The sequence below is a fragment of the Streptomyces hamibioticus genome, from assembly GCF_047946815.1.
GTDB lineage: Bacteria > Actinomycetota > Actinomycetes > Streptomycetales > Streptomycetaceae > Streptomyces.
Map to the genome: position 1 here is coordinate 5,094,484 of NZ_JBKKQY010000001.1, position 24,229 is coordinate 5,118,712.

Genomic DNA, 24,229 nt, shown 5'->3' on the forward strand with positions numbered 1-24,229 from the left:
CGGTCTGTCACTCTGTCGGCAGCGACCGCGGTGTACACGTACGAAATTCCCAGGGGGCCGTCCATGGGGGCCATTCCGACGCAACGGGAGACCGTCTTCCGTGCCGATGGCGTGCCCGCGCACTCCACGACTTCCGGGCAGACGAGCGCGACCCTGCCCGGAAGCTCCCTCGCGCCGGGAGCCGCCCGCGCGCTGCTGCGGTCGGCGCGCGCCGAGTGGACCGGGCTCGGTCTGCCCGGCGCCGAGCACCTGACCGACCGCCTCCTCGAGGACGCCCTCGTGGTCGTCAGCGAACTCGTCACCAACGCCGTCGTGCACGCCGGCACCGACGTCGAGGTGGTCTGCCGGCTGGAGGACAGCGGCGCCCTGGTCGTCGAGGCGTGCGACCGCCACCCCTCCCGCGCCCCGCGCAGCGGCGACCCGCAGTCGCCGTACGACGGCTCCGAGTACGGTCGCGGACTGCGGCTGGTGGCCGCGCTCTGCGAGACGTGGGGGATCACCTACCGCGTCGGCGCCAAGTCCGTCTGGGCGCGCCTGTGCCCGGCGGCCGCCGGGCAGGCCGCCGCGCGGACCGAGGCGTACGCCGGAGAGGGCGACCTGGCGCAGGGCCTGCGGTGCGCCGGACTGCTGGCCCCCGAGCCGCCCGAGGCGGACCGCGACCGGGAGTGGCTGGGCCGGGCGGCGCTGTCCTTCCTCGCCGAGGCCTCCGACCTGCTCGCCGGACAGCTCGACGAGGACCTGGTCGCCTCCCTCACCGGCCAGCTGATCGTGCCCCGGCTCGCCGACTGGTGCGCGGTGTGGATGGAGGACGAGGCCCCGGGCCGCTCCGCCACCGGCGCACGGCTCGCCCGCGTCTGGCACGGCAGCGAAAGCCGCATCGAGGAACTGCGCCGGGCCCTGGAGAAGGACCCGCCGCGCCCGCCCGACCCCGGCCACGCCGGTCCGGCCGGTCCGGTCGCCCATCCCTGGCCCGGCGAGGCGCTCGGCCCGCACGAGACGCGCGGCGCGGCCCTCGCCTACCGGCTCGCCGCGGGCGGACGGCCCCTGGGCACCCTGGTCATCGGCCGGGCCGGGCCGCACCGCATCCCCGACGAGATCACCGGCCTCGTCGAGGACCTCAGCCGCCGGGTGGCGCTCGCGATCGGCGCCGCCCGGCAGTACGCCCGGCAGGCCGCCATCAGCGCGGTCCTCCAGCGCGGCCTGCTGCCCGGCGCGGTCGCCGAGATCCCCGGCGTGCGCACCGCCCTCGTCCACGAGCCGTGCGTCAAGGGCGGCCCCAGCGGTGACTTCTACGACCTGTTCCCGGCCGGCGACGGCCGCTGGTGCTTCGCCGTCGGCGACGTCCAGGGCAAGGGTCCCGAGGCCGCCGTCGTCATCGGGCTGGCCCGGCCCTGGCTGCGGCTGCTGGCCCGCGAGGGGTACGGCGTACCCGGCGTCCTGGACCGCCTCAACCAGCTCCTCCTCGACGACGCCACCGAGGCAGCCGACGCCGCCGCCCGCGCGCTGGTGGCCGCCGGCGCCCGCCCGGCCGCCCCCGGCGACGGCCCGCAGACCCGCTTCCTGTCCCTCCTCTACGGCGAACTGGTGCCCTTCGACGGCGGGGTCCGCTGCACCCTGGCCTCCGCCGGCCACCCTCTGCCGCTGCTGCTCGCCCCCGACGGCACCGTCCGCTCCGCCGCGCAGCCGCAGACCCTCCTCGGGGTGATAGAGGACGCGACGTACACCAGCGACACCGTCGAGCTGCGCTCCGGCGACACCCTGCTGTGCGTCACGGACGGGATCACCGAGCGGCGCGACGGCTCCCGCCAGTTCGACGACGGCGACGGGCTCGCCGCGGCGCTCGCCGGGTGCGTGGGGCTGGACGCCGAGCCGATCGCCGAGCGCATCCGGCGGCTCGTGCACGAGTTCGGGGACCGTCCGCCGGAGGACGATCTGGCCCTGCTGGTGCTCCAGGCGGAGTAGCCCATGCGGTACGGGACAATGGAGGAATGCCCTCCGCACTCCCCGACGGCGAACCCGTCCCGGCCGACGGCGCGCTTCCCGCCTCCGCGCTCACCGGGGCCGCGGACCGCCCCCTCGGCTTCTATCTGCACGTCCCGTACTGCGCGACCCGCTGCGGTTACTGCGACTTCAACACCTACACCGCCACCGAGCTGCGCGGCACCGGCGGCGTGCTCGCCTCCCGCGACAACTACGCCGGGACGCTGACCGACGAGGTCCGCCTCGCCCGCAAGGTGCTCGGCGACGACCCGCGCGAGGTCCGCACGGTGTTCGTCGGCGGCGGCACACCCACCCTGCTGGCCGCCGACGATCTCGTACGGATGCTGCGCGCGATCCGCGACGAGTTCGGGCTGGCGCCGGACGCCGAGGTCACGACGGAGGCGAACCCGGAGTCGGTCGACCCGGCGTACCTGGCCGCGCTGCGGCAGGGCGGCTTCAACCGGATCTCCTTCGGCATGCAGAGCGCGCGGCAGCACGTGCTGAAGGTGCTGGACCGCACCCACACGCCCGGCCGGCCCGAGGCCTGCGTCGCGGAGGCCCGCGCGGCCGGCTTCGAGCACGTCAACCTCGATCTGATCTACGGCACGCCGGGCGAGTCCGACGACGACTGGCGGGCGACGCTCGACGCCGCGCTCGGCGCCGGCCCCGACCACGTCTCGGCGTACGCCCTGATCGTCGAGGAGGGCACCCGGCTCGCCCGCCGCATCCGGCGCGGTGAGGTCCCGATGACGGACGACGACGTGCACGCCGACCGGTACCTGATCGCCGAGGAGCGGCTCTCGGCGGCGGGCTTCGACTGGTACGAGGTCTCCAACTGGGCCACCTCCGACGTGGGCCGCTGCCTGCACAACGAGCTGTACTGGCGGGGCGCCGACTGGTGGGGCGCCGGGCCCGGTGCGCACAGCCACGTGGGCGGGGTGCGCTGGTGGAACGTGAAGCACCCGGGCGCGTATGCCGCTGCGCTGGCCGGCGGGCGGTCGCCGGGGGCGGGGCGGGAGGTCCTGGCGGAGGAGGACCGGCGGGTGGAGCGGATCCTGCTGGAGCTGCGGCTGCGGGAGGGCGTGCCGCTGTCGCTGCTGCGGGAGCGGGGGCTGTCGGCGTCGCGGCGGGCGCTGGCGGGCGGGCTGCTCCAGGAGGGGCCGTACGGGGAGGGCCGCGCGGTGCTGACGTTGCGGGGGCGGTTGCTGGCGGATGCGGTGGTGCGGGACCTGGTGGACTGACCGGACTGTTCTCGCCCCCGCCGCCCCCACCCGTCCCCTCCCCTGGGGGCTCCGCCTCAGACCCCCGGTTGTCGGCCTGGACGGCCTCGTCCTCGAGCTCCCCCAGAGGGGGTACCCCCGGACGGGCTGAAAGCCAGCCCCTCCGGCGTTTGAGGAGACGGGCCGGGGCGGCGGGGGCGAGGGACTTACGCCGTGACGAAGTCGATCAGTTCCTCCACCCGCCCCAGCAGCTCCGGCTCCAGGTCCTTGTACGAACCGACCCGGGACAGGATCCGCTGCCAGGCCGCGCCCGTGTTCTCCGGCCAGCCCAGCGCCCGGCACACGCCCGTCTTCCAGTCCTGGCCGCGCGGTACCCGGGGCCAGGACCCGATGCCCAGGGCCGACGGCTTCACCGCCTCCCAGATGTCGATGTACGGGTGGCCCACCACCAGGGCGTGCTCACTGGTCACCGACTCCGCGATGCGCCACTCCTTCGAGCCCGGCACCAGGTGGTCCACCAGGACGCCCAGGCGCGCGTCCGGCCCGGGGGCGAACTCGCCGACGATCGACGGCAGGTCGTCCACGCCCTCCAGGTACTCCACGACCACGCCCTCGATGCGCAGGTCGTCGCCCCACACCTTCTCCACCAGCTCGGCGTCGTGCCGCCCCTCGACGTAGATGCGCCCGGCGCGGGCCACGCGCGCGCGTGCGCCCGGAACGGCGACCGAACCGGACGCCGTACGCGTCGGACGCGCCGGCCCCGAGGACGGCCGCACCAGTGTCACCACCCGGCCCTCCAGCAGGAACCCGCGCGGCTGGAGCGGGAACACCCGGTGCTTGCCGAAGCGGTCCTCCAGCGTCACCGTGCCCGCCTCGCAGCCGATCACCGCCCCGCAGAAGCCGGTCCCCGGCTCCTCCACCACCAGTCCCGGCTCGGCCGGAACCTCCGGCACCGGCTGCGGCTTCTTCCACGACGGGGTCAGATCGGGGGAGTACTGGCGCATTCTCCCGACGATAGGAGAATCCCGCGTGCCGTGATCAGCGCGACACGCCGTACCGGGCCGCCAGCGCGTCCCGCTGGGCCCGGACGAAGGCCGCGTCCACCACCGCGCCGTGCCCGGGGACGTACAGCGCGTCGTCCCCGCCGAGGTCGAGGAGCCGGTCCAGCGCGGCGGGCCAGTGCGCCGGTACGGCGTCGGGGCCCGCCTGCGGAGCCCCGGACTCCTCGACCAGGTCGCCGCAGAAGACGACCTCCGGGTCGCCCGGCACCAGCACCGCCAGATCGTGCGCCGTGTGCCCGGGCCCGAGGTTGGCCAGCAGCACCTGCCGGCCGCCGCCCAGGTCGAGGGTCCACTCGCCGCACACCTGGTGGCGCACCGGCACCAGGGCGTCGGCCGCCTCCGCCGCCCGGCGTGCGTCCAGGCCGTGGGCGACCGCGTCCGCCCGCAGTTCGTCCCGCCCGGAGCCGGTACCGAGGACGGTGTCCACGCCCACCGCGCCGAACACCTCCGCGCCCGCGAAGGCCGCCGCGCCGAAGACGTGGTCGAAGTGGGGGTGGGTCAGCGCGAGATGCGTCACACGGTGACCGGCGAGCGCCTGCGCCTCGGCACGCAACCGGGCGCCCTCCCCGAGGCTCGACCCGGCGTCGATCAGCAGCGCCGCGCCCCGGCCGACGACCAGCCCCGCCGTGCAGTCCCACACCGGCAGCCGGCACCGCCCGACACCGGCCGCCACCCTCTCCCATCCCAGCTCTTCCCAAGTCACCGTCATACCGCGACGCTAACGGGGACGACGGATCCGGGCACGACGGCGCAGGCCCGCCCTTGCCCGGGGTGTGCCCCACGGCCGTACACTGGCCGGGGAAGTCTGGCACTCACACGCGCCGAGTGCCAGGAGGGGAAGCCGGACGAAGGACTTTTGGAGGTGTGCGCGATGCTCAGTGAACGAAGGCTGCAGGTACTGCGCGCCATCGTCCAGGACTACGTCGGCACCGAGGAGCCCGTCGGCTCCAAGGCCCTCACCGAGCGGCACAACCTCGGCGTCTCCCCGGCCACCGTGCGCAACGACATGGCGGCCCTGGAGGAGGAGGGGTTCATCGCCCAGCCGCACACCAGCGCCGGGCGCATCCCCACCGACAAGGGCTACCGGCTGTTCGTCGACAAGCTGGCCGGGGTCAAGCCGATGACGGCCCCCGAGCGGCGCGCCATCCAGAACTTCCTGGAGGGCGCCGTCGACCTCGACGACGTGGTGGCCCGCACGGTGCGGCTGCTGGCGCAGCTGACCCGGCAGGTCGCCGTCGTGCAGTACCCGTCCCTGACCCGCTCGACCGTGCGGCACGTGGAGCTGCTCTCGCTCGCGCCCGCGCGCCTGATGCTGGTGCTGATCACGGACACCGGGCGGGTGGAGCAGCGGATGGTCGACTGTCCGGCGCCGTTCGGCGAGTCGTCGCTGGCGGATCTGCGCGCGCGGCTCAACAGCCGGGTCGCGGGCCGCCGGTTCACGGACGTGCCGACGCTGGTGGAGGACCTTCCGGACGCCTTCGACCCCGAGGACCGCGGTACGGTCTCGTCGGTGCTCTCCACTCTCCTGGAGACACTGGTCGAGGAGAACGAGGAGCGGTTGATGATCGGCGGCACCGCCAATCTCACCCGCTTCGGGCACGACTTCCCCCTCACGATCCGGCCGGTGCTGGAGGCGCTGGAGGAGCAGGTGGTGCTCCTCAAGCTGCTCGGCGAGGCCAAGGATCCGGGCGTGACCGTCCGTATCGGTCATGAGAACGCCCACGAAGGACTCAACTCCACGTCCGTCGTGTCGGTGGGCTACGGTTCGGGCGGCGAGGCGGTTGCCAAGCTCGGCGTGGTCGGACCGACCCGCATGGACTACCCGGGAACGATGGGAGCGGTACGCGCAGTGGCACGGTACGTCGGACAGATCCTGGCGGAGTCGTAGGTGGCCACGGACTATTACGCCGTTCTCGGCGTGCGCCGCGACGCGTCGCAGGAAGAGATCAAGAAGGCCTTCCGGCGGCTCGCGCGCGAGCTGCACCCGGACGTCAATCCGGATCCGAAGACCCAGGAGCGGTTCAAGGAGATCAACGCCGCTTACGAGGTGCTGTCGGACCCGCAGAAGAAGCAGGTCTACGACCTCGGCGGCGACCCGCTGTCGCAGGCCGGCGGCGGTGGCGGGGCCGGCGGCTTCGGCGCGGGCGGCTTCGGGAACTTCTCGGACATCATGGACGCGTTCTTCGGTACGGCGTCGCAGCGCGGGCCGCGCTCGCGCACCCGCCGGGGCCAGGACGCGATGATCCGGATCGAGGTCGAGCTGGACGAGGCCGCGTTCGGGACCACCAAGGACATCCAGGTCGACACGGCCGTCGTCTGCAACACCTGCAGCGGCGAGGGCGCGGCGCCGGGCACGAGTGCCCAGACGTGTGACATGTGCCGGGGCCGCGGCGAGGTCTCCCAGGTGACCCGGTCCTTCCTGGGCCAGGTCATGACCTCCCGCCCCTGCCCCCAGTGCCAGGGCTTCGGCACGGTGGTCCCGACCCCGTGCCCGGAGTGCGCCGGCGACGGCCGGGTCCGCTCCCGTCGCACCCTGACCGTGAAGATCCCGGCCGGTGTCGACAACGGCACGCGGATCCAGCTGGCCGGTGAGGGCGAGGTCGGGCCCGGCGGCGGTCCGGCCGGTGACCTGTACGTCGAGATCCACGAGCTGCCGCACCCCACCTTCCAGCGCCGCGGTGACGACCTGCACTGCACGGTCACCATTCCGATGACGGCGGCGGCCCTCGGCACCAAGGTGCCGCTGGAGACGCTGGACGGCATGGAGGACGTCGACATCCGGCCCGGCACGCAGTCCGGCCAGTCGATCCCGCTGCACGGCCGGGGCGTCACCCACCTGCGCGGCGGTGGCCGGGGTGACCTCATCGTGCATGTCGAGGTCACGACGCCGACGAAGCTCGACCCCGAGCAGGAGCGGCTGCTGCGGGAGCTGTCCAAGCTGCGTGGTGAGGAGCGGCCGCAGGGGCAGTTCCAGCCGGGGCAGCAGGGGTTGTTCTCGCGGCTGAAGGACGCGTTCAACGGACGCTGACGGGATGGTGGCGGACGGCCGGTTCTCGCCCCCGCCGCCCCTACCCGGCCCATCCCGGGGGCTCCGCCCCGGACCCCCGCTCCTCAAACGCCGGAGGGGCTGAGAAACCAGCCCGTCTGGGGGTACCCCCTCTGGGGGAGCTTGAGGACGAGGCCGTCCAGGCCGAAATCGGGGGTCTGGGGGCGAAGCCCCCAGGGGACGGGTAGGGGCGGCGGGGGCGAGAACCCGTGTGGGCCGGTGCTGACGGTGGTCCGCGGGTGCGGATGCTCCTGGCGTATGCCAACGGAAGGCCGGATTCGGACTTGTTCGGAGGACGTGAAAACATGCCGTCATGTCCTCCGCACTGACCGATCTTTTCCCTTATCCGATCGTGCAGGCTCCCATGGCGGGCGGCGTCTCCGTGCCGCGGCTCGTCGCCGCCGTCTGCGAGGCCGGCGGGCTCGGCTTCCTGGCCGCCGGGTACAAGACCGCGGACGGGCTGTACCAGGAGATCAAGCAGGTGCGGGGGCTGACCGGCCGTCCCTTCGGCGTCAACCTCTTCCTACCGCAGCCGGAGACGTCCGACCCGGCCGCCGTCGACGTCTACGCCCACCAGCTCGCCGGTGAGGCCGGCTGGTACGAGACCGAGCTGGGCGACCGGGACAGCGGCCGGGACGACGGCTACGAGGCCAAGCTCGCGGTGCTGCTCGACAACCCCGTGCCGATGGTCTCCTTCCACTTCGGTGTGCCCGGCCGCGAGGTCGTCGACTCCCTGCACCGCGTCGGCACCTTCGTCCTGGTCACCGCCACCACGGCCGAGGAGGCCCGGGCCGTGGAGCGGTCCGGGGCCGACGCGGTGATCGCGCAGGGCGTGGAGGCCGGCGGACACCAGGGCACCCACCGGGACCTGCCGGAGACCGACGGCTCCGGGATCGGGCTGCTGCCGCTGGTCACCGAGGTCCGCGAGGCGGTGAGCCTGCCGATCGTCGCCGCCGGCGGCATCATGCGCGGCGCCCAGATCGCCGCGGTGCTCGCGGCCGGGGCGAGCGCCGCCCAGCTCGGCACCGCGTTCCTCGCCACCCCCGAGTCCGGTGCGCACGACCTGCACAAGCAGGCGCTGACCAACCCCCTCTTCGTCCGCACGGAGCTGACCCGCGCGTTCTCCGGCCGTCCGGCGCGCGGCCTGGTCAACCGCTTCCTGCGCGAGCACGGCCCGTACGCCCCGGCCGCCTACCCGGAGGTCCACCACCTCACGGCGCCGCTGCGGAAGGCGGCGGCGAAGGCCAAGGACGCGCAGGGCATGGCGCTGTGGGCGGGCCAGGGCCATCGCATGGCCCGGGAGCTGCCCGCCGGTCAGCTGGTGGAGGTCCTGGTGGCCGAACTCGCCGCCGCCGGGACAGCGTTGTCGGCGTACGTCACGGGAGGTGGGGGCCGATGACGGCGCCGGTGTTCGTGGCGGAGCACCTCGACGCGACCGGGGACGGCCGGTATGTGCTCGACGGTCTCGAGGGGCGGCACGCCGTCTCGGTGAAGCGGCTGCGCGTCGGCGAGACCGTGGTCCTCACGGACGGGGCCGGGCGCTGGGCCGGGGGCGAGGTGCTGGCCACCGAGGGCAAGGACCGGCTGGTCCTGCGCCTGGACCCGGTCGCCGAGGAGCCCCCGGAGCAGCCCCGCATCACCGTCGTCCAGGCCCTGCCCAAGGGCGACCGCGGCGAACTGGCCGTCGAGACCATGACCGAGGTCGGCGTCGACGCGATCGTGCCGTGGGCGGCGTCCCGCTGCATCACCCAGTGGAAGGGCGAGCGGGGCCGGAAGGCCCTCGGCAAGTGGCGGGCGACGGCCCGCGAGGCCGGCAAGCAGTCCCGCCGGGTCCGCTTCCCCGACGTCGCGGACCTCGCGACCACCAAGCAGGTCGCCGCACTTCTCGCCGCCGCCGACTTCGCCGCCGTGCTCCACGAGACGGGCGAGGAGCCGCTGGCCACCGCCGAACTGCCCGGCACCGGCGAGATCGTGCTGGTCGTGGGTCCCGAAGGCGGCGTGAGCACCGAGGAGTTGGCGCTGTTCGCCGAGGCGGGCGCGCAGCCGTACGTTCTCGGCCGCACCGTCCTGCGGACCTCGACGGCCGGCACGGCGGCGACCGCCCTGCTGCTGGGGCGCACCGGCCGCTGGGGCTGACGAGCGGGGTCGCCACCGGGGTGGTGCGAAGTGGCCGTATGCGCCCTACCGTCTCGCGCCCGTCGGTGGCAGGCTGCCCGGCATGGGGGCAATGAGGCGGTTGCTGGGCGCCGGGATCGCCGTGCTCGCCGTCGGCGGGGTCGTCGCCTGCGAACCGGGCGGAATGAGTTCCGCGTCCGTCGCGTACACCACCGACGAGACGGTGACGCGGGAGATGCAGCGGCGCGACACCGAGGTGCGCTGGCTGACGTGCACGGCCGACTACGGCGACTCCGGGCGGTCCGCGTCGGCCACCGAGGAGACCGTCGCCTCCGTCGACTGCGAGGGCGAGACGAAGGACGGCAAGAAGATCACCGTCGACGGCAAGGTGACCCGCATCGTCGACGGCGCCTGCGTGCGCGGCGAGTTGACCGCGAAGGTGGACGGCAGGCAGTGGTTCCGCGTCAACGGGCTGGGCGACTGCGACGCCACCCCGACCCCGCCCGGGAACGGCCCCGGCGGCAACGCTCCCCGGCCCACCGTCACCGTGACCGTCACCAAGACCGTCTGGTGCCAGGAACGCCCCGGATGCTGGCCCGAGGGCAAGTGATCCAAACTGATCCAAACCCCTGTCCGGCGAGGCCGCCGCTGCATAGGCTGAGGGCGTGACTCAGTCCGCAGCGCCTGCCTACCTCCGGTTTCCGCACCCGCACGGCGAGTTGGTCGCCTTCACCGCCGAGGACGACGTGTGGCTCGCCCCGCTCGACGGCGGGCGGGCCTGGCGGGTCAGTGCCGACAACGTGCCGGTCACCCAGCCGCGCATCTCGCCCGACGGCACCACCGTCGCCTGGACCTCCACCCGGGACGGCGCCCCCGAGGTGCACGTCGCGCCCGCCGACGGCGGGCCCGCCAGGCGCCTGACGTACTGGGGGAGCCCGAAGACCCAGGTGCGCGGCTGGACCCCGGACGGGCACGTCCTGGCCATCAGCGCCCACGGCCAGGCCAGCCTGCGCCGCACCTGGGCCCGCGCCGTCCCGCTCGACGGCGGACCGGCCGACACCCTGCCGTACGGGCCCGTCGGCGACGTCGCGTACGGGCCGCGCACCGTGCTGCTGTCCGCGCCCATGGGCCTGGAGGCGGCCCGGTGGAAGCGGTACCGGGGCGGCACGGCGGGGAAGCTGTGGATCGACCCCGACGGCAACGGCGAGTTCGTACGGCTGCACCAGGACCTCGACGGCAACATCGAGTACCCGATGTGGGTGGGGGCGGGGGCCCCCGAGCGAAGCCGGGAGCGGGGCAGGATCGCGTTCCTCTCCGACCACGAGGGGACCGGCGCCCTGTACTCCTCCCTCGCCGACGGCTCCGACCTGCGCCGGCACACCCCTCTCGACGGCTTCTACGCCCGGCACGCCGCCACCGACGGCACCCGCGTCGTGTACTCCTGCGCCGGTGAACTGTGGGTCCTGGACGACCTGGACGGCGCCGAGCCGCGCCGCCTCGACGTCCGGCTCGGCGGGCCGCGCGTCGACCTCCAGCCCTACCCGCTGAACGTCTCCCGGTTCTACGGCTCCGCCGCTCCCGACCACACCGCCCGCGGCAGCGCCGTCTGCGTGCGCGGCGGCGTCCACTGGGTGACCCATCGCTCCGGGCCCGCCCGCGCGCTGGCCGCGACGCCCGGCGTCCGGGCCCGGCTGCCCCGCACCTTCCGCGCCGAGGGCGAGGAGTGGGCGGTGTGGGTGACGGACGCCGAGGGCGACGACGCGCTGGAGTTCGCGCCCGCCACCGGGCCGGCCCCCGGCACGACCCCGCGCCGGCTCGCCGCCGGACAGCTCGGCCGGGTGCTGGAACTGGCCATGGCGCCCGACGGCAGCCGGGCCGCCGTCGCCTCCCACGACGGGCGGGTCCTGCTCGTCGAGCGCGAGACCGGCGAGGTCCGCGAGGTCGACCGCAGCGCGGACGGTGACGTCTCCGGGCTGGTCTTCTCGCCCGACTCGGCCTGGCTCGCCTGGTCGCACCCCGGCCCGCGCCCCCTGTGCCAGCTGAAGCTCGCCAACACCACCGACCTGTCGGTCACCGAGGCGACCCCGCTGCGCTTCCAGGACTACGCCCCCGCCTTCACCCTCGACGGCAAGCACCTCGCGTTCCTGTCGGCCCGCTCCTTCGACCCGGTCTACGACGAGCACGTCTTCGACCTCGCCTTCGTCGAGGGCGTCCGCCCGTACCTGATCACGCTCGCCGCCACCACGCCCTCGCCCTTCGGCCCGCAACGCCACGGACGCCCCTTCGAGACCCCGGACCGCGACGAGACCCCCGACAGCGAGGGCGCCCCCGCCACCCGCGTCGACCTGGAGGGCCTGGCCGACCGGATCGTGCCGTTCCCCGTCGAGGCCGCCCGCTACTCCGGGCTGCGCGCCGCCAAGGACGGCGTGCTGTGGCTCAGGCACCCGGTCGCCGGCGTGCTCGGCGCCTCCCGGGCCACCCCCGACGACCCCGACCCCAAGACCGAGCTGGAGCGCTACGACCTCGCCCAGCAGCGCGTCGAGCATCTCGCCGCCGACGCCGACGACTTCGAGGTCAGCGGGGACGGCAAACGGGTGCTGCTGTGGACCGACGGCCGGCTCAAGGTCGTGCCCAGCGACCGCCGCGCCTCGAACGACGAGGACAGCGACACGAACATCACCGTCGACCTGACCCGGGTCCGCCAGAGGGTCGACCCGGCGGCCGAGTGGCGGCAGATGTACGAGGAGACCGGCCGCATCATGCGGGACCACTTCTGGCGGCCGGACATGAGCGGCGTCGACTGGGACGGCGTACTGGACCGCTACCGCCCCGTCCTCGACCGGCTCGCCACCCACGACGACCTGGTCGACCTGCTGTGGGAGGTGCACGGCGAACTCGGCACCTCGCACGCCTACGTCGTCCCGCGCGGCGGTCACGGCCGCGGCGCCCGGCAGGGCCTGCTCGGCGCCGACATCTCCCGACACCAGGACGGCACCTGGCGCATCGACCGCGTGCTGCCCTCGGAGACCTCCGACCCCGACGCCCGCTCCCCGCTCGCCGCGCCCGGCGTCGCCGTACGCGCCGGGGACGCGATCGTCGCCGTCGCCGGACAGCCCGTCGACCCGGTCGCCGGGCCGGGCCCGCTGCTGGTCGGCACGGCGGGCAAGCCGGTGGAGCTGACCGTCCTCCCGTCCGGCGGCGGCGATCCGCGGCACGCCGTCGTCGTCCCACTCGCCGACGAGGAGCCCCTGCGCTACCACGCCTGGGTCGCCGACCGCCGCGCCTACGTCCACGAGCGGTCCGGCGGCCGGCTCGGCTACCTGCACGTCCCCGACATGCAGGCCCCCGGCTGGGCGCAGATCCACCGGGACCTGCGGGTCGAGGTCGCCCGCGAGGGCCTCGTGGTGGACGTCCGGGAGAACCGCGGCGGCCACACCTCGCAGCTCGTCATCGAGAAGCTGGCCCGGCGGATCGTCGGCTGGGACCTGCCGCGCGGCATGCGCGCCGACAGCTATCCGAGGGACGCGCCGCGCGGACCGGTCGTCGCCGTCGCCAACGAGTTCTCCGGCTCGGACGGCGACATCGTCAACGCGGCGATCAAGGCGCTCGGACTCGGCCCGGTGGTCGGCACCCGCACCTGGGGCGGCGTCATCGGCATCGACAGCCGCTACCGCCTGATCGACGGCACGCTCGTCACCCAGCCGAAGTACGCGTTCTGGCTGGAGGGTTACGGGTGGGGCGTGGAGAACCACGGCGTCGACCCGGACGTGGAGGTGCCGCACCCTCCGCAGGACCACGCCGCCGACCGCGACCCCCAGCTGGACGAGGCGGTCAGGATCGCCCTGGAGGCCCTGGAGCGGGCCCCGGCGAAGACCCCGCCGGACCTGCCGTAGTCCGCCGGCCCCCGGCCACGGCGGGCCGGCGGATACGATGCCCCTAGAAGATCATCGGCGTGAGGAGGCCCCATGGCAGGGGAACCGCAGGACGACTGCCTGTTCTGCAAGATCGTCGCCGGCACGATCCCGGCGACGATCGTCCGCGAGACGGAGACCACCGTCGCCTTCCGCGACATCAACCCGCAGGCGCCCACGCACGTCCTGGTGATCCCCAAGGCGCATCACCGGGACGCCGCCGCGCTCGCCGCCGCCGACCCGGCGCTCGCCGCGGACGTGCTGCGCGAGACCCAGGCGGTCGCCGACGACGAGAAGCTGGAGAGCTACCGCATCGTCTTCAACACCGGCGCCGGCGCGGGCCAGACCGTGTGGCACACCCACGCCCACGTGCTCGGCGGGCGCGGCCTCGAATGGCCCCCCGGATAGGCGGCCGTGTCCGTCCGCGAACTGGTGGTCCTCGGCACCGCCAGCCAGGTCCCGACCCGGCACCGCAACCACAACGGCTACCTGCTGCGCTGGGACGGTGAGGGCATCCTGTTCGACCCCGGCGAGGGCACACAGCGCCAGATGCTGCGCGCCGGGGTCGCCGCGCACGACCTGAACCGGATCTGCGTCACCCACTTCCACGGCGACCACAGCCTCGGCCTCGCCGGTGTGATCCAGCGCGTCAACCTCGACCGGGTGCCGCACCAGGTCACCGCGCACTACCCCCGCTCCGGGCAGCGCTTCTTCGACCGCCTCCGGTACGCCACCGCCTACCGCGAGACCGTCGACCTCACCGAGGCCCCGGTGGACGCCGACGGCACCCTGGCGGTCACGCCCGCCTACACGCTCCGGGCCCACCGGCTCTCCCACCCCGTCGAGTCCTACGGATACCGGCTCACCGAGCCCGACGGCCGCCGCATGCTGCCCGACCGGCTCGCCGCGCACGGCATCAAGGGCCCCGACGTGGGCCGCATCCAGCGCGAGGGCGAGCTGGCCGGCGTACGGCTGGAGGACGTCAGCGAGGTGCGCCGGGGCCAGCGGTTCGCGTTCGTCATGGACACCCGGCTGTGCGAGGGCGTGCACGTCCTCGCCGAGGGCTGCGACCTGCTCGTCATCGAGTCCACGTTCCTGGACGAGGACGAGGAACTGGCCGTCGAGCACGGCCACCTGACCGCCGGCCAGGCGGCCCGGGTGGCGAGGGACGCGGGGGTGCGGCACCTGGTCCTCACCCACTTCAGCCAGCGCTACTCCGACCCCGAGGAGTTCGAGCGACAGGCACGGGCCGCCGGGTACGAGGGCGAGCTGACCGTCGCCCATGACCTGCTCCGGGTAGCGGTTCCGAAACGTCGGTGAGACCGCCGTACGATGCACTGATGCCCCTGCCCAAAGCTGAACTGCACCTGCACATCGAAGGAACTCTGGAACCGGAGCTGGCTTTCGAGCTGGCCGCGCGCAACGGTGTCGCCCTGCCCTACGCCGACACCGACGCCCTCCGCGAGGCCTACCGGTTCGCGGACCTCCAGTCCTTCCTGAACCTGTACTACGAGCTGATGGCCGTCCTGCGCACCGAGCGGGACTTCGAGGACCTCGCCGACGCCTACCTGGCCCGCGCCGCCGCCCAGGGCGTGCGGCACGCGGAGATCTTCTTCGACCCCCAGGCGCACCTGTCCCGGGGCGTCGGCATGGAAACGGTGGTCGAGGGGCTGGGGCGGGCGCTCGACCGCAGCACCGAGAGGCACGGCGTCTCCACCCGGCTGATCATGTGCTTCCTGCGGGACGAGTCCGCCGAGTCGGCCCTCGACACGCTCCACCTGGCCAAGCCCCACCTGGACCGGATCACCGGCGTCGGTCTGGACTCCGCCGAGGTCGGGCACCCGCCGGCGAAGTTCCGCGAGGTGTACGAGACGGCCGCCGCCCTCGGGCTGCGCCGGGTCGCGCACGCGGGCGAGGAGGGCCCGCCGGAGTACATCACCGAGGCCTTGGACGTGCTCGGCGTCGAGCGCGTCGACCACGGCCTGCGCTGTGTGGAGGACCCGGCGCTGGTCGAGCGGCTGGCGCGCGAGCGCGTCCCGCTGACCCTGTGCCCGCTGTCCAACGTCCGGCTGCGCGCCGTCGACACCCTCGCCGGCCACCCGCTGCCCGCCATGCTGGACGCCGGCCTGATGTGCACCGTCAACTCCGACGACCCGGCCTACTTCGGCGGCTACGCCGGCGACAACTTCGACGCCGTGCGGGACACCCTCGGCCTGCCGCCGGAGCGGCTGCGCGAACTCGCCCGGAACTCCTTCCTCGCCGCCTTCCTGGACGACGACGAGCGGCTCCGGGCGCGGTACCTCGCGGAGGTCGAGGCGTACGAGTTCGGGTAGCGCGCCGTAGGAGTCAGTGCCCGGGCCCCGGTGCGGCCGCCGCGTGCCGGGGCCCCGCGGTGTCGTAGGCCCGCTGGACGGGAACGGCCGGGGCCTCCACGGGGATCTCCACGACCGGCTGTTCCGGGGCGCCGACCTCGGGGACCGCGCCGCTGGGCGTGCCGGTGGTGGCGGCGACCACGGCCGCCGGGTGGCCGCCGCGGCGGCGCACCGCGCCCGGCAGCAGCGGGCGCCCGCCGGTGTGCAGGGCGACGGCCGTCATCGGCACGGCGACCAGCAGCAGACCGGCACCGAGGACCGCGCCCATGACCGGGAACCCGGCCTGCGCCGACAGCACACTGCCGGTCAGCGGCCCCGCCGACGAGCCCAGCGAGGAGGCCGACCCGACGAGCACCGCCCACCTGCCGCGCGGGTCGAGGGAGGCGGCGAGCCCGATGAGGTACGACAGGACCACCGGGTACAGCGTGTTCCAGGCGATCTCCCCGGTCGCGAAGGTCGCCGGACCGGTCGCGGACGCGGTCAGCGCGATGCATCCGGCGATCAGCAGCGTCCCGGCGCCGATGGGCACCGCACGCCCCAGCCGGGCCCCGAGCGCCCCGGCGGTCAGCACGCCGACCAGTCCCGCGCCCAGTGCCGCGGCGAAGACGAGCCCGAGCGTGGCCTCGCCGAGGTGCGCCTGCTCCAGGCCGATCCTGCCGCTGACCCCCCACAGGGAGTTCTGCGCGAGCGACCAGCACGCCACCGCGGCGGCGAGGACCAGTCCCGAGCGACGGCGGGGGAGGGGCGCCCGGTCGGCTGCCCCGGGCGACGACACGTCGCGCGCCGGGCCGGGCAGGCGCCCGGTCAGCGGCCACACGGCGAGGGCGGTCAGCGCGATCGCGGCCAGCGGCAGCCCGTGGCCGGGGCCGAGGTGCGGAACCGTCAGATACACCGCGCCGGCCAGCGCGGACACGGTCAGCAGCCCCAGGGTGGAGGCCCGGTGGGGATCCCGCTCCCCGGCGATCCGGGTGGCGGCGACCGTCATGGCGGTCCCCGAGCCGAACCCGCCCACCACCGCACCGGCGACGACGGCCGGTACGTCGGTGGTGAGGGCGGCGGTGCCGTAGCCGAGGGCGGCCAGGACGAGCCCGAGCCGGGCCAGCGACCGGGCGCCGACCCGCTCGACGTGGGAGGCGAGCAGGAAGCCGGCCGTCGCCGAGCTCAGCAGCAGCGCGCTGCCGACCGCGCCGGCCTGAGTGGCGGTCAGGGCGAGTCCGCTGTCCAGTCTGCCGACGGTGGTGGGCAGGAGATACGGAGCGAGGTACCCGGCCGTGAAGAGGGCGACGAGGGGCCAGGGGGTGGTGCGGGCGACGAGGGGCCAGGGGGTGGTGCGGGCGAACACGGGCGTTCCCAGGGCATGCGAAAGGAAGGGGACAGAAAAGGGAAAGGCGCAGAAGGGAAAAGTTCAGAAGGGGAGGGGCGACGACCGTCGACGGACAGGAACGCGCGGGCAATTTGTATCAAGCAAGGGGACGAGCAGGCGAAGCCAGGGAGTGTGATGTGGAGCACTCTTGTGTTTGGGGCTCATGGGGCTGGGTAGCAGTGGCCCCTTGTGCCGGTGGACCGCCCGGCTCGCACCGGTGAGCGTGCCGCGCCCGGACCGGCGGGCCCGCCCCGCCCGCGGTTGCCCCGTTGACGCCTCTTCGTTCGGCTCCCTAACCTGCATTCTCATATGTGGATACCGTTCGGAGGAGCCGCCCTATGGCCGACCACCCCGTGCGCGACCTCGCCATCACGGACGTGCGGCTGACGCCGGTCCTGGTCGCCGATCCACCGCTGCTGAACACACAGGGCGTGCACCAGCCGTACACTCCCCGGCTGATCGTCGAGGTGGTGACGGCCGACGGCGTCACCGGCGTGGGTGAGACGTACGGCGACACCAAGTACCTGGACCTGGCCCGCCCGCTCGCCGAACGGGTGACGGGCCGCCGGGTCACGGACGTGAACGAGCTGTTCGCCCTCGCCGACGCGGTGGCCGTCGGGTCGTCCCAGGACTCCGGGCGGATCGACGTCGGGGGCCTGCGCGGTGTGCAGACCCCCGACAAGCTGCGCCTGTCCGTCGTCTCCGCCTTCGAGGTCGCCTGCCTGGACGCCCTCGGCAAGTCGCTCGGCCTGCCCGTGCACGCCCTGCTCGGCGGCAAGGTGCGCGACGCCGTGGAGTACGGCGCGTATCTCTTCTACAAGTGGGCCGCGCACCCGGAGGGCGTGGCCTGCGAGAAGGACGACTGGGGCCCCGCCCTCGACCCGGCGGGAGTCGTCGAGCAGGCCCGCACCTTCCAGGAGCGGTACGGCTTCACGTCCTTCAAGCTCAAGGGAGGCGTGTTCCCGCCGGAGGAGGAGGCCGCCGCGATCCGGGCGCTCGCCGAGGCGTTCCCCGGCCACCCCCTGCGCCTCGATCCCAACGGTGCCTGGTCCGTGGCGACGGCACTGACGGTCGCCGAACGGCTCGGGGACGTGCTGGAGTACCTCGAGGACCCGGTGCTGGGTACCTCCGCCATGGCCGAGGTCGCGGCGCGGACCGCGGTGCCGCTGGCCACCAACATGTGCGTGACGACGTTCGCCGAGATCAAGGAGGCGTTCACGCGCGACGCCGTGCAGGTCGTCCTCTCCGACCACCACTACTGGGGCGGGCTGCGCAACACCCGGCAACTCGCCGCCGTGTGCCGCACCTTCGGCGTCGGGGTGTCGATGCACTCCAACACCCACCTGGGCATCAGCCTCGCCGCGATGACCCAGGTCGCGGCCACCGTCCCGAACCTGCACCACGCCTGCGACTCGCACTACCCCTGGCAGCCGGAGGACGTGCTCACCGAGCGGCCGGCCTTCGAAGGCGGCAAGGTCACCGTCTCCGACGCCCCCGGCCTCGGCATCGCACTCGACCGCGACCGGCTGGCGTACCTGCACCGCCGCTGGCTGGACGACGACGGCACGCTGCGCGACCGCGACGACGCGGCCGCGATGCGGGTCGCCGACCCCGGCTGGGTCACGCCGTCCGTGCCGCGCTGGTGACCGGGCGCGACGCCGGACCGGGCTGTCGCTCCCGTGGTGCACACTGGCCTGACCCGCACCATGTCAGTCCGTGTCAGGGAGCGCACCGTGACAGCGACCACCGTGTCCACCGCGTCCGCGTCCGAGGTCTCCGGCAGGTCCGCCCGCCACGCCGACGGGCAGGCCCGCCACCACCCCCATGTCGACCCCCTGGCCGCCGTGCGCGCACCGGGCGACCCGTCCTGCGACGTGTACCTCACCGGCACCGTCTTCCTCGACATCATCTTCACCGGGCTCGACTCCGCCCCGGTGCGCGGGACCGAGTCCTGGGCCCGCGGCATGGGGTCGAGCCCGGGCGGCGTGGCCAACATGGCCACCGCGCTGGCCCGCCTCGGCCTGCACACCTCGCTCGCCGCGGCCTTCGGCGACGACCACTACGGCGACTACTGCTGGGACGCCCTCGAACAGGGCGAGGGCATCGACCTGGCCCTCTCCCGCACCGTGCCCGGCTGGCACTCGCCGGTGACGGTCTCGATGGCGTACGAGGGGGAGCGCACGATGGTCTCCCACGGCCACGAGCCCCCGCCGGAGGAACCGGCCCCCGACTGCCCGCCCCGCGCGCGTGCCGCCATCGCCTCGCTCGCCCCCGGCCACCGCGCCCCCTGGATCGCCCAGACCGCCGCGAAGGGCACCCGCGTCTTCGCCGACGTCGGCTGGGACGACACCGGCGCGTGGGACCTGGCGGGCCTGCCGGACCTCGCGCACTGCGAGGCGTTCCTGCCGAACGCCGAGGAGGCCATGCGCTACACCGGCACCGACTGCCCGCGCGCCGCCGCCCACGCCCTGACCGAGCGGGTGCCGCTCGCGGTGGTCACCCTAGGCGCGGAGGGCGCCTACGCGGTCGACCGGCGCACGGGGGAGACCGCCGAGGTCCCGGCCATCGAGGTCGAGGCGCTGGACCCGACCGGCGCCGGTGACGTCTTCGTCGCCGGGTTCGTCACCGGCACGCTGGCCGGCTGGCCGCTGGCCGACCGGCTCGCCTTCGCCGGCCTGACCGCGGCCCTGTCCGTCCAGGAGTTCGGCGGCTCGCTGTCGGCGCCCGGCTGGTGCGAGGTCGCGACCTGGTGGCGCAGGGTCCAGTCGGTCGAGGGCCAGAACCCGGCGGCGCTGAGCCGCTACGCGTTCCTCGCCGGACTGGTCCCCGACGAGCCGGTCAGGCCCTGGCCGCTGCGCAGGGCGGTCCCGACGATCGGCTTCCGATGCCCGACGTGACCCCCGGCCGGCCGCTCAGAACCCGAGCCGCCGCAGCTGCTTCGGGTCGCGCTGCCAGTCCTTCGCCACCTTCACGTGCAGGTCGAGGAAGACCGGCGTGCCCAGCAGCGCCTCGATCTGCTTGCGGGACTTGATGCCGACGTCCTTCAGGCGCTTGCCCTTCGGGCCGATGATGATGCCCTTCTGGCTGGGGCGCTCGATGAAGACGTTGGCGTGGATGTCCAGCAGCGGCTTGTCGGCCGGGCGGTCCTCGCGCGGGAGCATCTCCTCGACGACCACCGCGATGGAGTGCGGCAGCTCGTCCCGGACGCCCTCCAGCGCGGCCTCCCGGATCAGCTCGGCGACCATGACCTGCTCGGGCTCGTCGGTGAGGTCGCCCTCCGGGTAGAGCGCCGGGCCCTCGGGCAGCAGCGGGATCAGCAGGTCGGCCAGCAGGCCCACCTGCTGGTTCGCGGTGGCCGAGACCGGCACGATCTCGGCCCAGGTGATCCCCAGCTCCTTGCCCAGCTGGTCGATGGCGATCAGCTGCTCGGCCAGGGTCTTGGAGTCCACCAGGTCGGTCTTGGTGACGATGGCGACCTTCGGGGTCTTCTTGATCCCGGCCAGTTCCTTGGCGATGAACCGGTCGCCGGGGCCGATCTTCTCGTTGGCCGGCAGACAGAAGCCGATCACGTCGACCTCGGCCCACGTGGTGCGGACGACGTCGTTGAGCCGCTCGCCGAGCAGGGTGCGCGGCTTGTGCAGCCCCGGGGTGTCCACCAGGATCAGCTGGGAGTCCGGCCGGTGCACGATGCCCCGCACCGTGTGCCGCGTGGTCTGCGGCCGGTTCGAGGTGATCGCCACCTTCTGCCCGACCAGAGCGTTCGTGAGGGTGGACTTGCCCGCGTTGGGACGGCCCACGAAGCAGGCGAAACCGGCCCTGTGGACAGCCTCGGCCGGCTCTTCGGATGACTGGGTACGGACGCTCATGGCGTCCATTCTCCCTGATCCCCGGACCCGCGCCGCACCGTCCACCGCCCCGCGCCCGCTGGCCGCCGCGAAAAGCGGCCGAGCCCCGGCCCCCTGCACGGGGGAACCGGGGCTCGGCGGGAGCGCGGATGTCAGCCGAAGGCCTTGACCGCGTTCCAGTTCACACCCAGGACGACCTTCACGGGAGGGTTCGTGTTGGTCCTGGACGGGTGGTAGATCCGGGTCTGGCCGTCGGAGGCCAGGCGCGCCCAGATGTCGGGGATGCCGTCGCCGTTGACGTCCGGGATGCCGAGGGCCGTCGGAACATTGGCCTCGGTCCAGCTGGTGCCGTAGGCCACGTCCCCGTTGAGGGAGTTGGCGGCCAGCTTGAGCGAGACCAGGTCGACGCTGCCGCTGACGGTGCCGGGCTTGCCGTGGCGGACGTACATGTTGCCGTTGTCCAGGTTGCGCCACAGCAGGTCGGGCGTCTTGTCCCCGTTGATGTCCGCGACGTTGACGATCTCCCGGCGGGCCCAGGCGTCGCTGTTCATCAGCGTGGCGGTCCGGAAGGTAGCGCCGCTGTAGCCGGACAGCGTCCAGAACCCGGCTCCGGCCCGCAGGACGAGGTCCGGGTGCCCGTCGCCGGTGATGTCGCCGACGGCTCTGATCTGGGTCCAGGTCGAGGGCGCCGGGGTGCCGGCGGGCAGGCGGAGGCTGATCCGCTTGTCGACGTTGAAGCTGCCGTAGCCGTCTCCCGGGTAGAGCCAGGCGCGGCCGTCGGGGGTGACGGCGAACAGGTCGGTGGTGCCGTCACCGGGGTAGGCGTCCGCGTGGTGGGTGATCAGCGCCGCCTTGCCGGTGGCCGGGTCGTACCAGTGGTTCTCGGGGTGCAGCTTCTTGTCCGAGGTGTACGCCGCGCCCAGGCAGCCGTACAGCTCGCCGCCCGTGTTGCCGACACAGTTGAACAGGTTGCCGTCGGCGTCCACGATCAGCAGGTCGGGAATGCCGTCGCCGCCCGTGTCCCAGGGCTCGTCGGCCTTGTCCCGCGGCGGGACGTAGAAGGTGTAGTCCGAGCGGGCACTCTTATTGCCGTACGCGTCATAGGCGTACACGTTCAGCCAGTTGGGGCCCGCGTGCGGCGGCTTTAGGGCGGTCACGGTGGCGACCCCGTCGGCGTTGGCGTTCACGTAGGTCCAGTCCAGCCCCTCGATCGCGTACTGGAACTTGGTCGCGCCCGGCGAGCGGAAGGTCACCGAGCCGGTCGCGCCGAACTTGACCTTCGACCAGGTCTGGCCGTCGGATGTGGCTTCGGGGAAGGCCTCGCTCTCGATCTCGGGCTGCGGCGGAGCGGTGGCGTCCACGGTGATCCGGCAGGGCTCGGTGCCCGGCGGGAAGAAGGAGGAGACCAGGCCTCCGGAGTCCTCGGCGCGCACGTCCCACGAGTAGGTGGTCTTGTCCTCCAGCGGGAACGTGGCCGGGATGGTCACCCTGGCGGTGCCGGCGGAGTCGGGGGTGGCGAGCGTGCCGGACGGCACGGTGCCGCCGGTCTTCCAGAACCGGAAGCGGAGCTTGCTGAGGTTGCCGTCGGGGTCCTTGGCGTTGGCCGACAGCGTGATGTTGGTCTTGCCGACGGTCACGCCGCCGCCCGGGCCGACCGCGCACGTGCCGCCGGGCGAGGACTTGCCGCCGGTCGGCTCGCCGGGCTTGCGGTTGTAGACCACTTCCAGCGTCGCCGAGGTCGCCCGGAACTTCCGCCACGTCTGGGTGTCCGACTCGCTGGTCGCGCGCATGCCGAAGGTGATGTTCGACCAGCCGCTGTCCGCGCCCTTCTGGGCGGCCGTCTTCACGTTGAACGCCTCGTAGGCGTCCGGGCAGGAGCTGGAGGACCAGCCGTGCGCGAACGACTGCGCATCGAGCTTGGTGGACCAGCTGGGCTGCTTGTTCCACGTCGTACCGGAGGAGATCGCCCCGGTCAGCCAGAACTGGAACTCGCGCTTGGTGCAGGACCAGGAGTGGTTGTTGAGCACCTTGAAGGTCGCGGAGGAGACCGTCGCGCCCTTCAGCGCGCTGCTGTAGTTCATGCGCCAGAAGGAGCGTGCGGTGCCGTTGGTGTCGTCCTCGTGGCCGACGCGGGCGTCCGAGGTGCCGGAGCTGAAGTTGGTGCCGTTCCAGAAGCTGCTGTTCGGGTACGGCTTGTACGCCACCGTCCAGGCCAGCCAGCCGGCGTTCAGGGTCGGGTCGACGAACACCGGGAAGCGGGCGTCCTCGTCGGTCAGCAGGCCCAGCTCACCGAGGTTCAGGTCCAGCCGGGCCGTCCCGGTCCGGTCGCCCTCCAGACGGAGCGGCAACCGGTCCTGGCGCGCGCCCGGCTCGATACCGCTCAGGCCGGACAGTTTCAGCACGTCGGCCGGCGTCTCGACCGAGGTGCGCGGCGCGCCCTCGGCCAGTTCGGGGTCACGGCCGGCGGAGTCCCAGGCGAAGGGCGTCGGAACGGAGCCCAGCTCCTTGCCGGACCGGTCGAGGACCAGGACGCGGCTGCCGCTCTCGTCGTACTCGAAAACCGCCGTGTCCGAGCGCAGTCCGTACGAGACCTCGGCGAGCGCCTCGCTCCGCGCCGCCTGCCGGTCCTTGACGATCAGCAACTGCGCGAAGCCGCCCTCCTCGCGGGCGACCAGCAGCAGGTCGACGCCCGGCAGCACCTCGGGGTACAGGGCCCGGGGACCGTCCAGTACCGGCTCGGGCAGCGGCCCCGGCCAGGTGTAGGCGACGGTGTGGCCGTCGATGTCCAGTTCGGCCAGCACCGTGTCCTGGTCCGCGGTCTCCGCGGCCAGCGGCAGGCGGGCGTAGGAGCGGTCCGCGCGGTCGTTCCGGCCGGGGGTGCCGCTGGAGAACCGCACCGGCACCGGTGGGTTGGCCGGGCGGACGCCGAGGCCGTCGGCGTCCTCGGTGCGCCGCAGCCGGTTGTCGATCGGCGCCCACGCCCCGTCGGCGTTCTTCGCCCGCTGGGGCAGCGCGCTGATCCGGGTGCGCAGCTGTCCGTCCGGCTGCGCCCAGGTCTGCGAGGTGGCGCTGGTCGCCGTGTCGACGAGCACCCGCTTGCGGGTGCGCCGGGCCTCGGCAGCGGCGGCGGCCTCGTCACGCGGGCCGGTCGTCGTCTGCTTGGCGTCGGCCGGCTTGCGGGCCTGCGGTGGCGACGAGTCGTCGGGCAGCCACCACGGCAGCAGGGCGGCGGTCAGTGCGGCCAGGACGAGGCCGAGGGTGAGGGTCAGCCTGGTGCGCGTGCGCACGAAGGGGCTGAGAAGACGAGGCGGCGCAG

Annotated in this window: 18 protein-coding genes; 13 read left to right on the forward strand and 5 right to left on the reverse strand. The window is 73.8% G+C overall.

Annotated features, from left to right (window positions below):
- Positions 1 to 63: 63 nt before the first annotated feature.
- Positions 64 to 1,962, forward strand: a complete 1,899-nt coding sequence (locus ACLGIH_RS23110) for a SpoIIE family protein phosphatase (protein ID WP_416527174.1) — start codon at positions 64 to 66, stop codon at positions 1,960 to 1,962.
- Positions 1,963 to 1,988: 26 nt separating this feature from the next.
- Positions 1,989 to 3,221 carry a radical SAM family heme chaperone HemW gene (gene hemW / locus ACLGIH_RS23115; protein WP_416527175.1) on the forward strand — a complete coding sequence of 411 codons (1,233 nt, stop codon included), beginning with the start codon at positions 1,989 to 1,991 and terminating at the stop codon, positions 3,219 to 3,221.
- A 185-nt stretch (positions 3,222 to 3,406) separates the two neighbouring features.
- Here hemW and ACLGIH_RS23120 read toward each other — a convergent pair whose 3' ends face one another.
- Entirely contained in the window at positions 3,407 to 4,204 is a 798-nt protein-coding gene (locus ACLGIH_RS23120) for a DUF3097 domain-containing protein (RefSeq protein WP_416527176.1), read from the reverse strand.
- Positions 4,205 to 4,238: 34 nt separating this feature from the next.
- Positions 4,239 to 4,970: an MBL fold metallo-hydrolase gene (locus ACLGIH_RS23125; protein ID WP_416527177.1), complete on the reverse strand. Its 732-nt coding sequence runs from the start codon at positions 4,968 to 4,970 to the stop codon at positions 4,239 to 4,241.
- 162 nt (positions 4,971 to 5,132) lie between these two features.
- Here ACLGIH_RS23125 and hrcA point away from each other — a divergent pair, with 162 nt between their 5' ends.
- The 9 genes from hrcA (at position 5,133) to ACLGIH_RS23170 (ending at position 15,666) form a co-directional block, all read left to right on the forward strand.
- A complete protein-coding gene (hrcA, locus tag ACLGIH_RS23130) occupies positions 5,133 to 6,149 on the forward strand; it encodes a heat-inducible transcriptional repressor HrcA (RefSeq protein WP_416527178.1) in 1,017 nt (338 codons plus the stop codon).
- Positions 6,150 to 7,289, forward strand: a complete 1,140-nt coding sequence (gene dnaJ / locus ACLGIH_RS23135; RefSeq protein WP_416527179.1) for a molecular chaperone DnaJ — start codon at positions 6,150 to 6,152, stop codon at positions 7,287 to 7,289.
- A 331-nt stretch (positions 7,290 to 7,620) separates the two neighbouring features.
- Positions 7,621 to 8,706, forward strand: coding sequence for a nitronate monooxygenase (locus ACLGIH_RS23140; RefSeq protein WP_416527180.1), 1,086 nt, complete (start codon positions 7,621 to 7,623; stop codon positions 8,704 to 8,706).
- Entirely contained in the window at positions 8,703 to 9,443 is a 741-nt protein-coding gene (locus ACLGIH_RS23145) for a 16S rRNA (uracil(1498)-N(3))-methyltransferase (protein ID WP_416527181.1), read from the forward strand. Before ACLGIH_RS23140 ends, ACLGIH_RS23145 begins: the two co-directional genes overlap by 4 nt.
- A gap of 82 nt (positions 9,444 to 9,525) precedes the next feature.
- Positions 9,526 to 10,032 (forward strand): hypothetical protein, encoded by a 507-nt coding sequence (locus ACLGIH_RS23150; protein WP_416527182.1) that lies wholly within the window; start codon positions 9,526 to 9,528, stop codon positions 10,030 to 10,032.
- Positions 10,033 to 10,087: 55 nt separating this feature from the next.
- Entirely contained in the window at positions 10,088 to 13,315 is a 3,228-nt protein-coding gene (locus ACLGIH_RS23155) for a S41 family peptidase (RefSeq protein WP_416527183.1), read from the forward strand.
- A gap of 72 nt (positions 13,316 to 13,387) precedes the next feature.
- Positions 13,388 to 13,741 (forward strand): histidine triad nucleotide-binding protein, encoded by a 354-nt coding sequence (locus ACLGIH_RS23160; protein ID WP_416527184.1) that lies wholly within the window; start codon positions 13,388 to 13,390, stop codon positions 13,739 to 13,741.
- Between the two features lie 6 nt (positions 13,742 to 13,747).
- Positions 13,748 to 14,653: a ribonuclease Z gene (locus ACLGIH_RS23165; protein WP_416527185.1), complete on the forward strand. Its 906-nt coding sequence runs from the start codon at positions 13,748 to 13,750 to the stop codon at positions 14,651 to 14,653.
- A 20-nt stretch (positions 14,654 to 14,673) separates the two neighbouring features.
- Entirely contained in the window at positions 14,674 to 15,666 is a 993-nt protein-coding gene (locus ACLGIH_RS23170) for an adenosine deaminase (protein WP_416527186.1), read from the forward strand.
- Between the two features lie 13 nt (positions 15,667 to 15,679).
- Here the strand turns inward: ACLGIH_RS23170 and ACLGIH_RS23175 are convergent, their stop codons facing one another.
- Positions 15,680 to 17,047, reverse strand: coding sequence for an MFS transporter (locus tag ACLGIH_RS23175; RefSeq protein WP_416527187.1), 1,368 nt, complete (start codon positions 17,045 to 17,047; stop codon positions 15,680 to 15,682).
- A 359-nt stretch (positions 17,048 to 17,406) separates the two neighbouring features.
- Between ACLGIH_RS23175 and ACLGIH_RS23180 the strand changes: the two genes are divergently transcribed.
- The gene (locus ACLGIH_RS23180) at positions 17,407 to 18,714 is read left to right on the forward strand and encodes a glucarate dehydratase family protein (protein WP_416527188.1); all 1,308 of its coding nucleotides are present in this window, start codon (positions 17,407 to 17,409) and stop codon (positions 18,712 to 18,714) included.
- Positions 18,715 to 18,774: 60 nt separating this feature from the next.
- The gene (locus ACLGIH_RS23185; RefSeq protein ID WP_416527189.1) at positions 18,775 to 19,965 is read left to right on the forward strand and encodes a carbohydrate kinase family protein; all 1,191 of its coding nucleotides are present in this window, start codon (positions 18,775 to 18,777) and stop codon (positions 19,963 to 19,965) included.
- A gap of 15 nt (positions 19,966 to 19,980) precedes the next feature.
- Here the strand turns inward: ACLGIH_RS23185 and era are convergent, their stop codons facing one another.
- Both era and ACLGIH_RS23195 read right to left on the reverse strand, forming a co-directional pair.
- The gene (gene era, locus ACLGIH_RS23190; protein ID WP_416527190.1) at positions 19,981 to 20,934 is read right to left on the reverse strand and encodes a GTPase Era; all 954 of its coding nucleotides are present in this window, start codon (positions 20,932 to 20,934) and stop codon (positions 19,981 to 19,983) included.
- A 131-nt stretch (positions 20,935 to 21,065) separates the two neighbouring features.
- Positions 21,066 to 24,200, reverse strand: coding sequence for an FG-GAP-like repeat-containing protein (locus tag ACLGIH_RS23195; RefSeq protein ID WP_416527191.1), 3,135 nt, complete (start codon positions 24,198 to 24,200; stop codon positions 21,066 to 21,068).
- Positions 24,201 to 24,229: the final 29 nt, after the last annotated feature.

Excerpts from the sequence above, each read along its gene's own strand:
- ACLGIH_RS23180 (WP_416527188.1), top strand. The coding sequence starts at position 17,407 with ATGGCCGACCACCCCGTGCGCGACCTCGCCATCACGGACGTGCGGCTG.
- hrcA (WP_416527178.1), top strand. The coding sequence starts at position 5,133 with ATGCTCAGTGAACGAAGGCTGCAGGTACTGCGCGCCATCGTCCAGGAC.
- ACLGIH_RS23150 (WP_416527182.1), top strand. The coding sequence starts at position 9,526 with ATGGGGGCAATGAGGCGGTTGCTGGGCGCCGGGATCGCCGTGCTCGCC.
- ACLGIH_RS23110 (WP_416527174.1), top strand. The coding sequence starts at position 64 with ATGGGGGCCATTCCGACGCAACGGGAGACCGTCTTCCGTGCCGATGGC.
- ACLGIH_RS23185 (WP_416527189.1), top strand. The coding sequence starts at position 18,775 with ATGTCAGTCCGTGTCAGGGAGCGCACCGTGACAGCGACCACCGTGTCC.
- ACLGIH_RS23120 (WP_416527176.1), bottom strand. The coding sequence starts at position 4,204 with ATGCGCCAGTACTCCCCCGATCTGACCCCGTCGTGGAAGAAGCCGCAG.
- ACLGIH_RS23160 (WP_416527184.1), top strand. The coding sequence starts at position 13,388 with ATGGCAGGGGAACCGCAGGACGACTGCCTGTTCTGCAAGATCGTCGCC.
- ACLGIH_RS23140 (WP_416527180.1), top strand. The coding sequence starts at position 7,621 with ATGTCCTCCGCACTGACCGATCTTTTCCCTTATCCGATCGTGCAGGCT.
- ACLGIH_RS23145 (WP_416527181.1), top strand. The coding sequence starts at position 8,703 with ATGACGGCGCCGGTGTTCGTGGCGGAGCACCTCGACGCGACCGGGGAC.
- hemW (WP_416527175.1), top strand. The coding sequence starts at position 1,989 with ATGCCCTCCGCACTCCCCGACGGCGAACCCGTCCCGGCCGACGGCGCG.
- ACLGIH_RS23170 (WP_416527186.1), top strand. The coding sequence starts at position 14,674 with ATGCCCCTGCCCAAAGCTGAACTGCACCTGCACATCGAAGGAACTCTG.
- ACLGIH_RS23125 (WP_416527177.1), bottom strand. The coding sequence starts at position 4,970 with ATGACGGTGACTTGGGAAGAGCTGGGATGGGAGAGGGTGGCGGCCGGT.
- era (WP_416527190.1), bottom strand. The coding sequence starts at position 20,934 with ATGAGCGTCCGTACCCAGTCATCCGAAGAGCCGGCCGAGGCTGTCCAC.